Annotated in this window: 14 protein-coding genes; 2 read left to right on the forward strand and 12 right to left on the reverse strand. The window is 61.1% G+C overall.

The window, feature by feature from the left end:
* Positions 1 to 3: 3 nt before the first annotated feature.
* The 7 genes from HW090_RS11160 to HW090_RS11190 form a co-directional block, all read right to left on the reverse strand.
* Positions 4 to 1,719, reverse strand: coding sequence for a copper resistance system multicopper oxidase (locus HW090_RS11160; RefSeq protein ID WP_179113598.1), 1,716 nt, complete (start codon positions 1,717 to 1,719; stop codon positions 4 to 6).
* Between the two features lie 280 nt (positions 1,720 to 1,999).
* Positions 2,000 to 2,446 (reverse strand): hypothetical protein, encoded by a 447-nt coding sequence (locus HW090_RS11165; RefSeq protein WP_179113599.1) that lies wholly within the window; start codon positions 2,444 to 2,446, stop codon positions 2,000 to 2,002.
* A gap of 1 nt (position 2,447) precedes the next feature.
* Positions 2,448 to 2,894, reverse strand: a complete 447-nt coding sequence (locus HW090_RS11170) for a cytochrome c (RefSeq protein ID WP_179113600.1) — start codon at positions 2,892 to 2,894, stop codon at positions 2,448 to 2,450.
* Positions 2,887 to 3,423: a methylamine dehydrogenase light chain gene (locus HW090_RS11175; protein WP_179113601.1), complete on the reverse strand. Its 537-nt coding sequence runs from the start codon at positions 3,421 to 3,423 to the stop codon at positions 2,887 to 2,889. The genes HW090_RS11170 and HW090_RS11175 overlap by 8 nt, the downstream gene beginning before the upstream one ends.
* Before the next feature lie 15 nt (positions 3,424 to 3,438).
* Positions 3,439 to 4,056, reverse strand: coding sequence for a methylamine dehydrogenase accessory protein MauD (gene mauD, locus HW090_RS11180; RefSeq protein ID WP_256930660.1), 618 nt, complete (start codon positions 4,054 to 4,056; stop codon positions 3,439 to 3,441).
* A 19-nt stretch (positions 4,057 to 4,075) separates the two neighbouring features.
* Positions 4,076 to 4,627 carry a MauE/DoxX family redox-associated membrane protein gene (locus tag HW090_RS11185; protein WP_179113602.1) on the reverse strand — a complete coding sequence of 184 codons (552 nt, stop codon included), beginning with the start codon at positions 4,625 to 4,627 and terminating at the stop codon, positions 4,076 to 4,078.
* Between the two features lies 1 nt (position 4,628).
* A complete protein-coding gene (locus tag HW090_RS11190; RefSeq protein WP_179113603.1) occupies positions 4,629 to 5,774 on the reverse strand; it encodes an amine dehydrogenase large subunit in 1,146 nt (381 codons plus the stop codon).
* Positions 5,775 to 6,365: 591 nt separating this feature from the next.
* Here HW090_RS11190 and HW090_RS11195 point away from each other — a divergent pair.
* Both HW090_RS11195 and HW090_RS11200 read left to right on the forward strand, forming a co-directional pair.
* The gene (locus HW090_RS11195; RefSeq protein ID WP_179113604.1) at positions 6,366 to 7,082 is read left to right on the forward strand and encodes an AzlC family ABC transporter permease; all 717 of its coding nucleotides are present in this window, start codon (positions 6,366 to 6,368) and stop codon (positions 7,080 to 7,082) included.
* Entirely contained in the window at positions 7,072 to 7,380 is a 309-nt protein-coding gene (locus tag HW090_RS11200; RefSeq protein ID WP_179113605.1) for an AzlD family protein, read from the forward strand. The genes HW090_RS11195 and HW090_RS11200 overlap by 11 nt, the downstream gene beginning before the upstream one ends.
* Before the next feature lie 74 nt (positions 7,381 to 7,454).
* Here the strand turns inward: HW090_RS11200 and HW090_RS11205 are convergent, their stop codons facing one another.
* The 5 genes from HW090_RS11205 to HW090_RS11225 form a co-directional block, all read right to left on the reverse strand.
* On the reverse strand, positions 7,455 to 8,609 hold the full coding sequence (locus tag HW090_RS11205) for a GGDEF domain-containing protein (protein WP_179113606.1): 1,155 nt from the start codon (positions 8,607 to 8,609) through the stop codon (positions 7,455 to 7,457).
* Between the two features lie 413 nt (positions 8,610 to 9,022).
* Positions 9,023 to 12,394, reverse strand: coding sequence for a DEAD/DEAH box helicase (locus HW090_RS11210; protein ID WP_179113607.1), 3,372 nt, complete (start codon positions 12,392 to 12,394; stop codon positions 9,023 to 9,025).
* 3 nt (positions 12,395 to 12,397) lie between these two features.
* Positions 12,398 to 12,835 (reverse strand): hypothetical protein, encoded by a 438-nt coding sequence (locus HW090_RS11215; protein ID WP_179113608.1) that lies wholly within the window; start codon positions 12,833 to 12,835, stop codon positions 12,398 to 12,400.
* Positions 12,836 to 12,837: 2 nt separating this feature from the next.
* Positions 12,838 to 13,368 carry a hypothetical protein gene (locus tag HW090_RS11220; protein WP_179113609.1) on the reverse strand — a complete coding sequence of 177 codons (531 nt, stop codon included), beginning with the start codon at positions 13,366 to 13,368 and terminating at the stop codon, positions 12,838 to 12,840.
* On the reverse strand, positions 13,365 to 14,423 hold the full coding sequence (locus HW090_RS11225) for a hypothetical protein (RefSeq protein WP_179113610.1): 1,059 nt from the start codon (positions 14,421 to 14,423) through the stop codon (positions 13,365 to 13,367). The genes HW090_RS11220 and HW090_RS11225 overlap by 4 nt, the downstream gene beginning before the upstream one ends.
* Between the last annotated feature and the right edge of the window lie 84 nt (positions 14,424 to 14,507).

The following is a 14,507-nucleotide window of genomic DNA, read 5'->3' on the forward strand; positions in this document are numbered from 1 at the left end:
TCCTTATTCTTCCACACGGACTTCACGGAACATGCCGAGGTCCATGTGCATCAGCAGGTGGCAATGGAAGGCCCAGCGGCCCAGGGCGTCGGCGGTGACGCGGAAGCTGCGGCGCGAACCGGGCGGCATGTCGATGGTGTGCTTGCGCACGCGAAACTCGCCGTGTTCGTCCTCCAGGTCGCTCCAGAGCCCGTGCAGGTGGATGGGGTGGTGCATCATGGTGTCGTTGACCAGCACGATGCGCACGCGCTCGCCGTACTGGAGTCGGATCGGCTCGGCGTCGGCGAAGGGGATGCCATCGAACGACCAGGCGAAGCGTTCCATGTGCCCGGTCAAGTGCAGTTCCAGGGTGCGACCTGGCTCGCGTCCGTCCGGGTCGGGGAAGCGGCTGCGCAGGTCGGCGTAGGTCAGCACGCGGCGGCCGTTGTCGCGCAGGCCGAGGCCGGGGTCGTCCAGCTTGGCGGTCGGCGCCAGGGTTTGCATGTCCACCAATGGATTGCCGTGTTCGCTGGCGGGGTGGGCCTGGCTGGCCGTGCCATGGCCGGCGTGGCCCATCGCCGCGTGGTCATGGGCGCCCGGGCCGTGCCCGCCATGTTCGCCGCCGTGGCCCATGTCGGCCATGCCCAGCAACGGGCGAGGGTCCAGTGCCGGCAGTGGTGCCCGCAGGCCCTCGCGCAGGGCCAAGGTGCCGCAGGCGAAGCCGCTGCGGTCCATGCTCTGGGCGAACAGGCTGTAGGCCGCCTGGTCGCCGGGCTCGACCAGCACATCGTAGGTTTCCGCCACGCCCAGGCGCAGCTCGTCGACCTCCACCGGCTCGACGTACTGGCCGTCGGCGGCGACCACGGTCAGTTTCAGGCCGGGGATGCGGAAGTCGAAGTAGCTCATGCCGGCGGCATTGATCAGGCGCAGGCGAATGCGTTCGCCAGGGGCGAACAGGCCGCTCCAGGGCGTGTCGGGCGCCTGGCCGTTGAGCAGGTAGGTGTAGGCGCCGCCGCCGACGTCGGCGATGTCGGTGGGCGTCATGCGCATCCGCGCCCAGGCCCAGCGATCCTTGAGGGTCGCGCCCAGGCCGTCGCGTCCGGCGTCTTCGATGAAGTCGCCGAGGGTGCGGCGGGCCGGGTTGTAGTAGTCCGATTGCTTCTTCAGCCTGGCGAGGATGCGTGCCGGGTGCTGGTCGCTCCAGTCGCTGAGCATCACCACGTAGTCGCGGTCGTAGCGGAAGGGCTCGGGTTCGAGCGGGTCGATGATCAGCGGCGCGTAGACCCCGGTCAGTTCCTGGAAGCCGGAGTGGCTGTGGTACCAGTAGGTGCCGCTCTGGCGCACCTTGAAACGGTAGACATGGGTGCCACCCGGCTCGATGCCGTCGAAGCTGAAGCCGGGCACGCCGTCCATGTTGGAGGGCAGCAGGATGCCGTGCCAGTGGATGGCGGTGTCCTCGGCCAGGCGGTTGTGCACGCGCAGGGTCACGCTGTCGCCTTCGCGCCAGCGCAGCAGCGGGCCGGGCAGGCTGCCGTTGAGGGTGGTGGCGGTGACCGGCGTGCCGGTCAGGTTGACCTGGGTTTCGCCGACCCACAGGTCGAAGTCGTTGCCGCTGAGCTGGGTGGGCTGGCCGGGGCTGGTCAGCGCCCACACCGGTGGACGCCACAGGCCGAGGCCGCCAAGCAGGCCGCCGGCGGCCATGCCTTTGACGAAGGTCCGTCTGGAGGTTTTGCTGCGCATTTGGCTCGATCCGTCTGACAGGAGGCCGGACTCTAGCGGTTGCCGCCTGACAGCAGACTGAGGGGGGGATTACATTTTTGTCAGTTTCAAGTGAAGAGCAGGGTGCTGCGGCCAGCGTATGGATTCCCGCCTACGCGGGAATGATGGTGTATTGGGAATACCCATCGTCAGGTTGGAGCACTATCGCGCCCCCACCACCGTCGTCCCCGCGTAGGCGGGGACCCAGGTGCGCGGGGCTACGGTTAGCGGATGGATGACAGTGCTCCCTGCCTGCCGCCAGCTACGGCCAGGGATAGGGTGCTACCGGTTTGCCTTCCGCTTCCAGACGGCGGATCACCTCGCGGCGGAACGCCACCAGGTCGGCCACTTCGGTGGCGCGCAGTTGCCCGACTTCCGCGATGGTGAACGGTTTCGCCTGCAAGGCCGGGTCGCCCCAGCGTTGCTCAATGTAGTTCATCACCTCGGCGATTTCCTTGTCGCTGAGGCTGGAGGCGACCACGCCGGGCACATGCATCAGGTACAGGCGCCCCTGTGGATCGTCCAGCAAGGTGCTGATGAAGCCGGGAAACGCCGGTACGCCGCCGATCTCGGTGCCCGTGCCGTCCAGGGCGTGGCAGCCGGAGCAGCGCAACAGGTAGTTGGCTTTGGGCGAGCGTTCGCCCGCTTGTACGGCGCTCACGCTCATCAGCCCGAGCAAGGCCAGTGACGCCAGCGTGGCTCGCAGCATGTCAGTTCCCCTTGCGAATATCGCGCAGCGCCTTGTGCGCCAGTGGTGCGGCCTTCAACTGGTCGATCAGCGCCTGGTCAGGCGCGGCGGCGGCTTCGTTGAGGGCGATCACATAGCGGGCGATGCGTTGCAGGTCGGCGCTGTCGATATGGCTCTGTGGCGGCATAACCAGGCCGAAGTAATCCAGCCCCTTGGCACTGATGGTGCCGCTCAGGCCGCCGGTCATCACCCCGGCGATGTAGCGGGCGCTGTTGTCGCCGAGCGCCTGCCACAGTTCCGGGTTGTGCAGCGGCGGTGCCAGTCCTTCGATACCTTCGGCGTCCGTGCCGTGACAACTTGAGCAGTTCTGCACGAACAGCGCCTGGCCATCGTCGGCGAATGCCGGGATGGCCGAAGCGACGGCGAGCGCTGCCAGCAGCGAGCGCCCGAAGGTACGCAAATCACTCATCCGCCAGCCCCACCAGCATCGCCACCGTGCAGTGGTAGCCCTTGTTGGTATTGGCCATGCACCAGTTGATGTCGTTGTGCAGGCCCATGCGGTAGCCGGGGCGCTCGCCTTCGCTGCGGAAGCAGAAGGTGGAGTTGGCGACGGTCGCCTTGCCGCAGCAGTCGTTGTAGGAAACCAGGTAGTCCTTGCCGTCGTTGGGGTTGGAGCAGGTGCCGACCCAGGCCACCTTGGACGCTTCCGAGCCTGGCGGGCAGGAGGTGGTGCTGCCGCCGGAGGTGTTGCACAGATTGCCGTCCAGGGCACAGTAGCGCCAGTAGTCGCAGTCGGTCTCGCTGCTGCCTTCGCCGGCGAAGGCGGCGCCGCCCAGCGAGCGGTCGAACGGCAGCACCGGCATCAGCGCGGTGCCGGCCAGCACCACGCCAGTCTTGGCGATGAAGCTGCGGCGGCCGATGCGGCGGGCGCTCTGGCGCGCGCCGGATTCGGCGGTCTTGTCCAGGGCAGTGAGGAGTTTGCTGAAGATATCGAACATGGGATTTCTCTCTACTCAGTGAGATTTCAGGGAGGCGGGCGTCGCGCGGGCCACGTAGTCTTGGATCGAGGCGAACCCCGTCTCGGTGGCGTTGAACAGGCTTTCCAGCTGCTCCCGGCTATTGATCAGGCCCTTGGCGCGGACGATGCCATCGGCATCCATCAGCACCGCGAAGGGCAGGCGGGCGATGCGGTAGGTGGTGCCCAGTTCCTGCGACAGCACGTAGGGGAACTCGGCCAGGTCGGCCTGCTCGATGAAGGCGCGGTGGCGGACCGGGTCGCCGTCGCTGGCCAGAACCACGTCCAGCCAGTTGCCTTCGGCGCTGCGGATCGACTTGAGGGTCGGCAGCAGCTTCTTGCAGATCGGGCAGGTCGGCGACAGGAAGAACACCAGGGTGCTGCGCGGGCGCTGCATGCCGAAGGCGACGTCGTTGCCGCCGTTGAGGCTCTGCAGGGTGAAGGCCGGGCTGGTCTCGCCGACTTTCGGGCCGCTGTCGTTGATCATGGCGCCGACCGGGGTCACCCGTTCGAAGAGAATGCCGATCTGGCGCGCGAGGGCGAACACCACCACGATCAGCCCCAGTACCAGCACGGTCAGGACCGCGACGGCGAATACGAGTGAATGGGTCATCATCGTTGTTTATTCCATTGATTCAGTGAGTATTGCCGGGGCTTTGCCGGGCCAGTTGGATATGCCCGGCGTTGGCCAGCAGTTGTTCGGCGACGTTGTAGACCAGCCACAGCAGCGCGCCGCCGACGATGGCCGCCAGTGCCGCGAACGGCGTGACGGGTGTGATGCCCGCCAGCAGTACCGGCAGCGCGAACAGCGCCAGCAGGGCGTTGCGCAGCAGCAATGCGGGCGACAGGTGCTGGGCCGGGCCGCCGCAGCCGCAGTCGATGCGGGTATGCCCACGCCACAGGTTGATGCCCATGGCCAGGGCGTAGCCGGCCAGCAGCGCCAGGGCCAGCGCCGCACCCAGGCGATTCAGCGGCGGCACCAGCAGCAACGCGATGCTTGCCAGTTCCAGGCCGACCAGCAGCCGCGCCGCGCCGTACACCCAGCCGGCAGGCAGCAGGCTGTAGTCGGCGACGAAGCCGGTGAAGCGGTCGAAGTCCGCCAGCTTGTGCCAGACCGCGCGCAGGAACAGCAGCACCAGAAAGGTGGTGCCTGCCGCCGCCGCCATGCTCATCAGGTCGCCGAACATGTCACTCACCCAGTTGCAGCAGGACGGCGAAATCGCCCAGGGACTCGGCCTTGCCGGTCGGCTTGGCGGCGAATTTCGCCTGCGGATCGACTTCGTAGCGCACCACTTCGCCTTCTTCGTCGTTCAGGGCGAACAGTACGGGCGTCTTGCCGGCGCTGACGAACAGCGATACCGGGCCTTCCACCAGCGAGCGGTAGAGGACTTTCTTGGCCTTCAGGTCGACGGCCCAGACTTCCTCGGCAGGGTTCTTGTGGCTACCGTCCTCGGCATCGGGGTGCATGGCGACGAACAGCACGTTGTTGGCCTTGTTGTAGGCCATCAACTGGAAGCCACCCGGTGCCCAGCCTTCCGTGCCCTCGGTGTAGGAGAACTTCTCTACCAGCTTGGCTTCGGCGGCCTTGTCGGAGACGCGGTAGAGGTTGCCGTTGTAGGAGGTGAACAGCAGTTCCTTGCCGGCGCGTTGGGCCTGGAGGAACAGCGGGTCGCTGTCCACGTCGAAGATTTTCTTGCTCTTCACCGGCTTGGAGAAGCTGCCGTCTTCGTTGACGCTGTAGCTGGCGATGGTGCCGTCGCCGCACAGCGAACTGAAGCGTGCGCCTTCCAGTGCCGGGTAGAGGCCCCAGCAGCCAGGGGTCGGGACTTCGGCGATCTGCTTGCCGGCCTTCAGGTCCACCACCGAAACGGAGGCGGCCGGGGTGGCGTTCTGCACGAAGACATAGCGGTCGTCGGCGGAAATCTGCAGCGAGTTGAACGACGGCGCGACCTGGGCGAACTTCGGCGACACGGCGATTTCACGCTTGATCGACAGGGTGTCCACGTCGAACTCGTGCAGCACGGCCTCGGTTTCCCCGTAGACGATGCGTTTGGCGTAGGCGGAAGCCGCATAGGCGGTCTTGTGGTCGCTGGAGAGCACGAACTGACCGGTCAGGCCGACGCTGAAATTGCCCTTGGTTGACAGGTCGTCGCCCGACAGCACGCTGATGTTGCTGGAGCCTGCCCAGTTCGAGTCGACCACGAACAGGTTGGGGCCGGGCTTGATCTTTGCTTCGACGGTCAGCTTTTCCGGGACGAAAGGTTCTTCGGCAAAGGCCGGTACGGTGGCCAGCATGCCAAGGGCGACACTCAGGGTGAGACTCGAAACGCGCATGAATACTTCTCCGGTTCGGACGCCAGCAAAGCTGTTTCAAGACTTTGCTGAATTTAGAGTTCGAACCTGCCAGAGCAACGGCTGTGCCAGTCTTGCGAAAAGACCGCTGGATGCTTTGTGGCGTCTGGCTTGCAGGTATTTCTGGCGAAGGCAGCGGGGCTGTCGGATGAGGCGCGCGGTCGCCCCGTAATCGGGCGATTTTTCGTGCGCGCACCAAAGCGGTGAGCTTTTTCGTCCACACAGGATGGCTCTAGGACGATGATTTCAGACGGTTTTTGTCGTTTTGCAGAGCCTTTCCCGCCGCTTGGCGATCAGGCGATTTCATCAGGCTTTCATGTGCGTGTTGATCAAATGACAAGCGTGAAGGCGATGCAGTGCAACCGCATGAGTACTGTCGCGGATAGCACCACCACTTTTACCCCCTCTCCCGCGTGCGGGAGAGGGCTGGGGAGAGGGTAGAAAACGATGCATTTTCTGCGTGCACTGGAGTGAGGCGAGTAGAATTCGCCCCCCCCCTGTTCGCTGTCCGCTCTGGTGATTCGCCCAGTCTCCATCCGGACATGACGGCGATGCCCATCAAGGAGAAGGTTTTTGTCCCCCGCCGAGAAGTCCCCCTCCAGACTGGAGTTCAGTGATGTCTGGCTTGGTTTCAAGCAACTGTTGCCTATTTCCCTGTTCGTCATCGTCTTCGGCGTTGCCTTTGGCATCGCTGCGGCGCAGACCGGGTTGGACGACTCTTCGATCCTCCTGATGAGTGCCCTGGTGTTCGCCGGCGCCTCGCAGTTCGCCGCGCTCGACCTGTGGGGGACGCAGGTGCCGCTCATCCCCCTGGCCATCACGGTGTTCGCCATCAATGCGCGGCACCTGCTGATGGGCGCGACCCTGTACCCGTGGTTGCGAGACCTCCCACCGGCAAAGCGCTATGGCGTGATGCTGGTCGCCTCGGATGCCAACTGGGCGATGGCCATGCAGGCGTTCGGGCGCGGCGAGCCGGGCCTGGGGCTGCTGCTGGGCGGTGGCGTGGCATTGTGGGTGGCCTGGCTGGTCGGTAGCGGGATGGGGCTGTACTTCGGCAACGCCGTGCATGACCCGGTGAGCCTGGGGCTGGACATGGTGATGGGCTGCTTCCTGCTGGCCATGGTGGTCGGCGGCAAGAAGGACCTGCGCGTGTTGGTGATCTGGGCGGTCGCCGCCGGGGCTTCGCTGCTGGCCTACCGGTATCTGCCCGAGAACAGCCATGTGGTCGTCGGGGCCCTGGCCGGCGGCATCCTCGGCGCCGTGTGGATGGAGCAAGAACGTGAACATTGAAACCGGCGGTTTCGGCACACTGGTCATCATCCTGGTCATGGCGCTGGTCACCCTGGCGACACGCTGGGGCGGCATTTTCGTCATGGCGTTCGTGCCCATCGGCCGGCGTATGCAGCAGTTCATCGGGGCCATGTCCGGCTCCGTGCTGGTGGCCCTGCTCGCGCCCCTGGCCGTCACCGGCGACAACGGCGCGCGCCTGGCACTGGCGACCACCGCGCTGGTCATGCTGACGTTGCGCAAGCCGCTGCCCGCGATCACGGCGGGCATCGTTGTGGCGGCGCTGGTTCGGCAGCTATGAAGCGCGTTCGTCCGCTGTGTCGCGGATCACTGCCGGGCTATGCCTGGCAGGCAGGCGTTTCCTCTTGCACTCGACTACGCCCACTCGACACGGTTGCGACCTGAGGTCTTGCCCCGGTACAGCGCGGCATCCGCTTGCTGCAACGCTTCGTCGAACGCATGCGGGCCGGTGAATTGATCGGAGCCACCGATGGTTGCCGTGCAGCGGATCGGTTGGTTCAGGCGGGCGTCAGCCACTTCGCAGTGTTCGATTGCCGCGCGGGTACGCTCGGCCAGTTGCATGACGCCGGCCCGGTCCGTGTCCAGGGCGATGATCACGAACTCTTCCCCGCCCAGCCTGCAGATCAGGTCGCCCTGTCGGGCGTTGGCCTTGAGCGTTGCGGCCACACGGCACAGGACGAGGTCGCCCACGCTGTGGCCATGGGTGTCGTTGATCCACTTGAAGCGGTCGATGTCGACGATCAGCAGGTGTGCAGGCCCGGCCGTGCGCGAGCGGAAATGTGCGTTCAGCGCATCCGTCAGCCCACGCCGGTTCAGCAAGTGGGTGAGCGGGTCATGGGCCGCGAGGTCATGCAGTTCATCCGTGAGGCGGCGCAGTATCAGCCAGACCACGCAAGGCGGCAGTACGGTCGCGAGGAACGACATGTAGAGGTAGAAGATTTTCTGGAAGCCGCTGCCCATATCGAGCGCCGCCAGTCCGCTGCCGAGAATCATCGCGAACTTCACGGCGTTCAGAATGAAGATGCCAAGGATCAGCAGGGCGAAGACAAGCATTTCGACGCGCAGATCCCGGGCGAAAGACCTCAAGCCCAGGAGCGCGGCCACCAGCATGGACAGGAACAGCAGCGCGCACGATCCCGCCAGCAGCGCATGGCGGGCTTCCGATCCGAGCCACGACTGCACCAGTATCTGTGCCACCGTGTGGCTGCCCGCCAATGCGAGCAATGGGCGCAACAGGGGCGTGGGACGACCGAAAAAGCGCATGGCGCCCAGGACGTAGGCGGTAGGGGCGCCGAGTGTCAGCGTGTGGTTGATGACACTCATCAGGCTCCAGTTCGCGGGGCCGCCAAGCAGTTGCAGGATGTATGCAAGCCCCAGCATGAGATTGCCGAGGGCAAAGGCTTCCGTGCCCATTTTCTTGCGGTTCAGCCGCAGGCTGATCAGCAGGAACATCACTGCAAAACACAGCAGGTGCACGCAGAGCATGCCGAGGATGACAGTGGTCGTCATAGGCGTCGCACAAACGGAAAGATAACGACAGGAATCGGGCGCCGAAGCGAGGCGAGCGGGCAGAGCCTCGGGCTCCTTCCGCGCTTCAAATGTACCGGCATGGCCATTTAATACCATGCCTGCCGGGGCACCCGGTAGCGCGTGCAGACAGGATGCACGGCGCTACAGTTCTTGTTGTGGGATGAAAATAAAGTTTCATCCTAATGAAAACATTAGTGGAGAGGCAGCTGAGCCAGCAAAGCCAAAAAATATCTTAAGAATCAATTGATTGAGTGAAAAATACGTGACCAACTGCATCAGCCAGTTTTCACAGGGAGAGAGACCAGAGACGCTAAAGTATCATCCTCGTTTTCGGCCAGCCTCTGGAAACGCCAAATAGAGTGAAAATAAAGTTTCATCCCTACTGCACTTGATCACTCCTGATCGGCCATAGCAGGGCGGACAGAGCAGTCCGCCTCCGACATGGATGCCTTCAGATGATCCTTCATGAACCCCACCTTTGCAGTACTAGCGTGCTTCATTATCTCCGGGAACAGATTGAAGCCATTTTCGCCCTTGGCACGCCAACTACTCAGATAATGACTATCACCAAAGAAGAGCAGGTGCAGCTTGGCACGAGAGCACGCGACGTTAAGGCGTTTACGATCTAGGATGAAGTTGAGTCCACCTTCAGTGCGCACGGTGGAGTAGCAAACAACGTCCGCCTCACTGCCTTGGAATGCATCAACAGTATCTACTTCGATGCTCAGCGAACCGAGCATGCCATTCTGCCAACCGATCTGACGTAGCAGCCTGCGTACACGCTCTTTCTGGGCGCCGTATGGGGTTATGACAGCCACGGAGGTAGGCCGATTTACCTTGTCAGCCAGCTTAACTAGGAAGTCGGTAATTTCTTCAGCCTCGCGGACATTCTCTTTGCTCATGCTGTTGCGGGGCTGTTGCTGTCGTCCTTTCACGTCCACCCAGTAAATACTTTCGTCGAGCAGATAGCTCTTTTCAAAATGACTGTCTAGGTGGCCGTTGAACAGCGTGCGCCGGCCTTCACGGCTGTAGAACAGGTTCGCCACCAAATCACCGATGGGCGGCGCCATACGGTACTGTTTGTCGAGGACTTCCCGACACTCGGCCGGCAGGCGTTCAAACATGAGCTCAAAAAAGCTTCCACTGAGGAAGTTTTCTCGCAAAAAACCCAGCGCCTCGGTGGCTTCGTCTTCACGCAGCAATGGCGCGATACTGGGAGGTAGCTGATAGTGGTCGCCTACCAGAATGACTTTTCTGGAGCGCAAAATGGGAATGAGGATTTCCGGCACCGTAGCGCGTCCAGCCTCATCGATAATGGCTACGTCGAACTGCAACTGGTCAATGCCGCCCTTGTTGGTGGCCAGTCCGACACAAGTGGCGCCCACCAAATTGCGGTCAGCCAGCAGCGTAATGAAGAACTCGTCCTGCCCAGCGCGGGATTGGGTCGCCTGCTTGAGGGTGGCACGCCAGACATGGCAAAGGTTGCTTTCAGCTTCAGGCAGGCGCACCGCTGCCTCTATAGCCCGCGCATCGAGTTCAGCGAGGAAGTCGGCGTGCTGACGGTCGAAGCCCAAGGGCTGAATGGCCGAACTCATCTTTTCCGGATTGCCGATGCGGATCGCTTGAATGGGCTGCTCCAAACTGTTGCCGTGCTTGTCTAGGAACTTACCCAAGGCGTTGTCCACGGCGGTGTTCTGTTGGGAGACCACCAGCACGCGACGGTTGGGCCTCTGGCAGAACAGTTGGTAGAGCATTTCCACAATGGCGGTAGTTTTGCCTGCGCCCGGCGGCCCTTGAATAAGAGCAATGTTGCTCTCCCTGAGAGCAAGCTCCACCACGCGCTTCTGGCTGTCGTCCAAGGTGTTAGCCCAAGCGATGGGCGCGCTACGCTCCTCCTGCTCGGGCAGATAGTGTTCCGGGGCAAGCAGGATGTTCTTCAGTGCCGGATTGACCAAGCGATCCTGGAAGAAGTCGTCCAGCGCCTGGCTCTGCCGCTTCAGGGAGGCACTTGGTACGCTTACCAGCAGGCGTAACATCTGGGCGTCGTTATCCAGCAGCGAGAAATTGCCTTCAATGCCGATGCTATCTTTCTGCCGGGTGTAGAGCGGCCGGTTACGTCGGTCGAAACGCAAGGACGGGATATAGTCGCTACGCTTGGCGTCCCAATGTTGCAAACGGACACAGTAATCGGGATTGAGGGTATTGTTTTCAGACAACACCTCGCGCAGCTTGTCAGATACGAGATCAAACTGCTCCCGGACTTCCAAGGGCAGTCGATTGCGCTGCAGGGCGAGGATACCCTCCCCTCGCTCGGCAAGTTCTAGAGGGTACTCTAGCGAGAGGTTCTCCTCTCGACTGCGCTGGTAGGCAATGACCTGCTCCCAGCGCTGGTAGAAACGGCTCTGGGCCAACCTCTCCGGAGAATCATTCATGTCTAGAGCGGCCTGGGCGCAGAAGCGCAGGAACTCCTGCACGCCGTAGACCCAGCCCACCTGCTCGGCCCTTGCCAAACGCCGGGCGATAAGTGTGAAGCGGAAGGGTGTGTCCAACCCGATCTGCAAAGTACCAGTCTGAGTGACCGTCCGGACCTCAAGCATTTCCCCGTCATCGCGCATCACACACCCTAGCTGCACCGAGGCCTTGGCTAAGGAAATCACCCCAGTTGTGCTGCTGTAACCCAGAAGTGTCCAAGGTTCCTCAGTGTCGTAGAAGCGCGCATCAGAGATGTTCTCGAGCAGGCGTTCGTCCACGTCTAGGTAAAGCTGCTGGTAACTCTGAATACCCCGAGCTTGGTAGTTGAATTCGCTTACCTCGATTGCTCGGCTCTTCTCATCGAAGGGGTTTCTGCTCAAGCACAGGTCATAAGCAGTCGGGTAGACGAGGATCTTCTGACCGCATAGTAGGCGCACGCCGGGGTGCTTAAGCTGTCCAATAGGTAGGCAGCCGCGCACGACCCCCTCGTAAAAGGTACCTATGGCATTGGGGCCAGCGATGCGCTCTACCACAAACTCAATCGGCTCGCCTGGCATGATGTGGTGGTAATACAACGCCCCCCGAGCCACGCAGCCGTAGAACAGGCCTTCGTAGCGCTTGTGGGCGGACTTGACGAGCACTGGAATGTCATCACCGTAACGCAGGGCCAAGGTTTTCTGGGCGGTGTCGTCTTGGCCGAAGGAAATACGATGGTTGAAGCGCGGCAGGGGCTGGCCTAGTTCATCCATGGACACCAGTACCAGCTTGCCGGGGTAGAGCCAGTCCACAGGTAGCAAGGGCTCGGCGGTATCCAGCTTCAGGAGATCCTCGAAAGCCAGCTTTTTCAGCAAAGACCGTATCTGATCTTCCTGCTGGTCGAGGTAGCGCTGGTATTCTCGCATGCGCACAATTGCGTCTTCGATGCGGGCGTATTCACGGCGAAGAGCAGATTTTCGATACGGACTGGACGTCTTATCAGCCACCTCCTGGCAGATCATACGCTCCAGCCCATCCAGTTCAGCAGGCACGCCCGCCACAGCTAGGCGATGCTCTCGTATGGATTCGAGTAAGAACTGAGAATGCTCCTCCCCCATCTGCCGCAACAGCATCAGACGCTCGACTTTCTGTCGCTGACTCGCGGCACGGGCCCGAGCGCGAATTTCATCCGAGCGCTTTATTTCGTCACGCTGCTTGCTCTGCTCTTGCTCAGTCTTGACGTTGTAGATCCAACTGACGACCTTGGCACTAGCTAGAACTACGAGCCCCGCAGCTACAACGAAAGGGAAGGCCATGGATTATTCCTGAGCTCCGTACAGCAAAAGTGCAGCTTCCTCAGCAGTGAGCTCTTTGGCCTCCAACTGGGCAAGAACACGATCCTGCAGTGTTTGCTTTTGATCCAACTCACGTTCCTTGCGGGCTAGTTTTGCCATGGCTTCTTCATGGCGACGGAGGCTGTCCTTATCGGAGTTATCTAACTCGACCAAGCGTGCGCTATGCTCCATGCGCGCCTTTTCCAGATTCTGTTCGCCAAGAATGATTTGTTTCTGGCCATCAATCTGGGCACGCTTGGTTACTTCGGTCTCTTTCCTATAATCGGTGTAGGACCTCATGGCATCCACTGAGGTGTTGGCTAGCTCGAGCGCTTGATTAGAATTGAAGCCGGAATCCCCCTTCTTGGAGGTAGGCTTCTTAACGGTCGGTTTCTTCGCAGGGGATTTAGTCGGTGCTTTCATGTCTATTCTCCGTTAGAGTTAAGCAGCAGAGCTAGGGTGGCATCAATGCAGCTGTCGAGGCAGACTTGCAGACCAATCAACTCTTGGAAGCTCCCCGACTGAAGGCGCTCTTCTTGTAAGAGGGTATGCATGTGTTTCAATAGAGAGAGTTGCTTGCGAACTTTCTTTTGACTGAGCAAAATTTGACGACGGGTAGTCCCTAGCGTGCGCTCAATGTGTGCCAACCGCCCCTTTCGCTCCTTGCCTATTGCTTTGATCTCTAGCTCTCCCAGTTGCAGATCTTGGGCCAGAGTGGCTTCCAGCATACGGTTGTATTCGCGCAGCTGTTCGGTGACTTCGCGTGCAGCGCAGTAGCGGAAGTAAGATCCAGCGGCCTCGATGACCGCCACTGTTGCATCCACCCAAACGACTGTGGGATTGAGCTTACCCAGCCCTGAAACGCCACGGGTTAGCAATATGGCACCGTATTTCTGAACGTGCCCGTCCTCCATCACCTGCCCGACGACGTTAGCAAACATGTCGATGGCTTTCATGTGTCGCCCTTGATGCGGTGAAGACCCTCTACTTCTTGCAGGCTGCCCTCTACGGCAGACCAGTCAAACCCGACACTCTGCCAGAGGTCTACCAAGTGGTGATCTCGATTGAAGAGTGCTTCATTTTGGGAGGCTGATACAGCAACGTTTTGAAATAGAAAGTTAACGGCCTGCTGGCGGTCTGGTTCATCCACTTCCGGCCAGATCCAGAAGCTATCCGGCGTATCGAGCAAAAGCCCAGTGTCCTCAGCGGCACGGCCAAAGCTCAAAGCACGACGCTGGTCTTCAGGCTGTAGATCACGTAGTTCGATAGGCGCCCCATCGGGTAAGCGATAACGGGTGTCCATACAAAGCACCGGGCTAGATACTACAAAATCATAAGCGGCACCGGATCCTAGGCAGGCGGGGTCTAGCTGAACCTCCAGCGCAGAAAGCTCTGGCATGCCCGATACATATCGGACATTGAGTTCCCACTCATGGACATTGAAGCCGGTGCCGATGAAACAGTTCCGGAAAGTCTCGAACACTACCCCCAAATATTCATCCGGCGAGCGCAGGATGCGGTTTTTCTGGCGTTCGCAGTCTTCGTTCCAATCCAAGCAAGACCAACTTCGCGGCTTACCATTGCCCTGATGCCAGCGTCTTATGACAAACGAGGCGTCTTCGCCCAGTTCCACCACATTCAAGGAGTCGTCACCACAAAAGGAATGGCTTTTGTGGTGGCCGTCCAGCCAAACGTGGCGGGTCTGGCCATGCAACAGGCCTTTCCAAGCGGTTAGCTTTTCTCCCCGTTGGCTCAACTGCCCCCCATTCACCAACCCAAGCCCATCTAGGCGATTGAGAATAGGCTGTAGTTGTTGCAGGCTGAGCCCGGTGAGTTCTAGTACCCAATCTATTCCCTGCTCAGGTAACAGGGTCAGCGCATCCAATAGCAAGTGGGAGAAACCACCTAACTGCTCAAGCAGCCGGTGCTTCAGCGTCAGTTCGTAGAAACGCACTGGGAGATAAACGTAAAGGCCGTCGTCGGTGGCGCAGTAGTAGTTATCAATCTTCAAATATACGTCCTTGTGCATCACCGAGAGCGCTTTGAGTCACCCTTACTCAGATTGCATATTGCCACCACCCAATGCATTTCTCCA

Origin of the sequence: Pseudomonas sp. ABC1 (assembly GCF_013395055.1) — a bacterium.
In the GTDB taxonomy this organism is placed as follows: Bacteria; Pseudomonadota; Gammaproteobacteria; order Pseudomonadales; family Pseudomonadaceae; genus Stutzerimonas.

Excerpts from the sequence above, each read along its gene's own strand:
- HW090_RS11160 (WP_179113598.1), bottom strand. The coding sequence starts at position 1,719 with ATGCGCAGCAAAACCTCCAGACGGACCTTCGTCAAAGGCATGGCCGCC.
- HW090_RS11165 (WP_179113599.1), bottom strand. The coding sequence starts at position 2,446 with ATGCTGCGAGCCACGCTGGCGTCACTGGCCTTGCTCGGGCTGATGAGC.
- HW090_RS11170 (WP_179113600.1), bottom strand. The coding sequence starts at position 2,894 with ATGAGTGATTTGCGTACCTTCGGGCGCTCGCTGCTGGCAGCGCTCGCC.
- HW090_RS11175 (WP_179113601.1), bottom strand. The coding sequence starts at position 3,423 with ATGTTCGATATCTTCAGCAAACTCCTCACTGCCCTGGACAAGACCGCC.
- mauD (WP_256930660.1), bottom strand. The coding sequence starts at position 4,056 with ATGATGACCCATTCACTCGTATTCGCCGTCGCGGTCCTGACCGTGCTG.
- HW090_RS11185 (WP_179113602.1), bottom strand. The coding sequence starts at position 4,627 with ATGTTCGGCGACCTGATGAGCATGGCGGCGGCGGCAGGCACCACCTTT.
- HW090_RS11190 (WP_179113603.1), bottom strand. The coding sequence starts at position 5,774 with ATGCGCGTTTCGAGTCTCACCCTGAGTGTCGCCCTTGGCATGCTGGCC.
- HW090_RS11205 (WP_179113606.1), bottom strand. The coding sequence starts at position 8,609 with ATGACGACCACTGTCATCCTCGGCATGCTCTGCGTGCACCTGCTGTGT.
- HW090_RS11210 (WP_179113607.1), bottom strand. The coding sequence starts at position 12,394 with ATGGCCTTCCCTTTCGTTGTAGCTGCGGGGCTCGTAGTTCTAGCTAGT.
- HW090_RS11215 (WP_179113608.1), bottom strand. The coding sequence starts at position 12,835 with ATGAAAGCACCGACTAAATCCCCTGCGAAGAAACCGACCGTTAAGAAG.
- HW090_RS11220 (WP_179113609.1), bottom strand. The coding sequence starts at position 13,368 with ATGAAAGCCATCGACATGTTTGCTAACGTCGTCGGGCAGGTGATGGAG.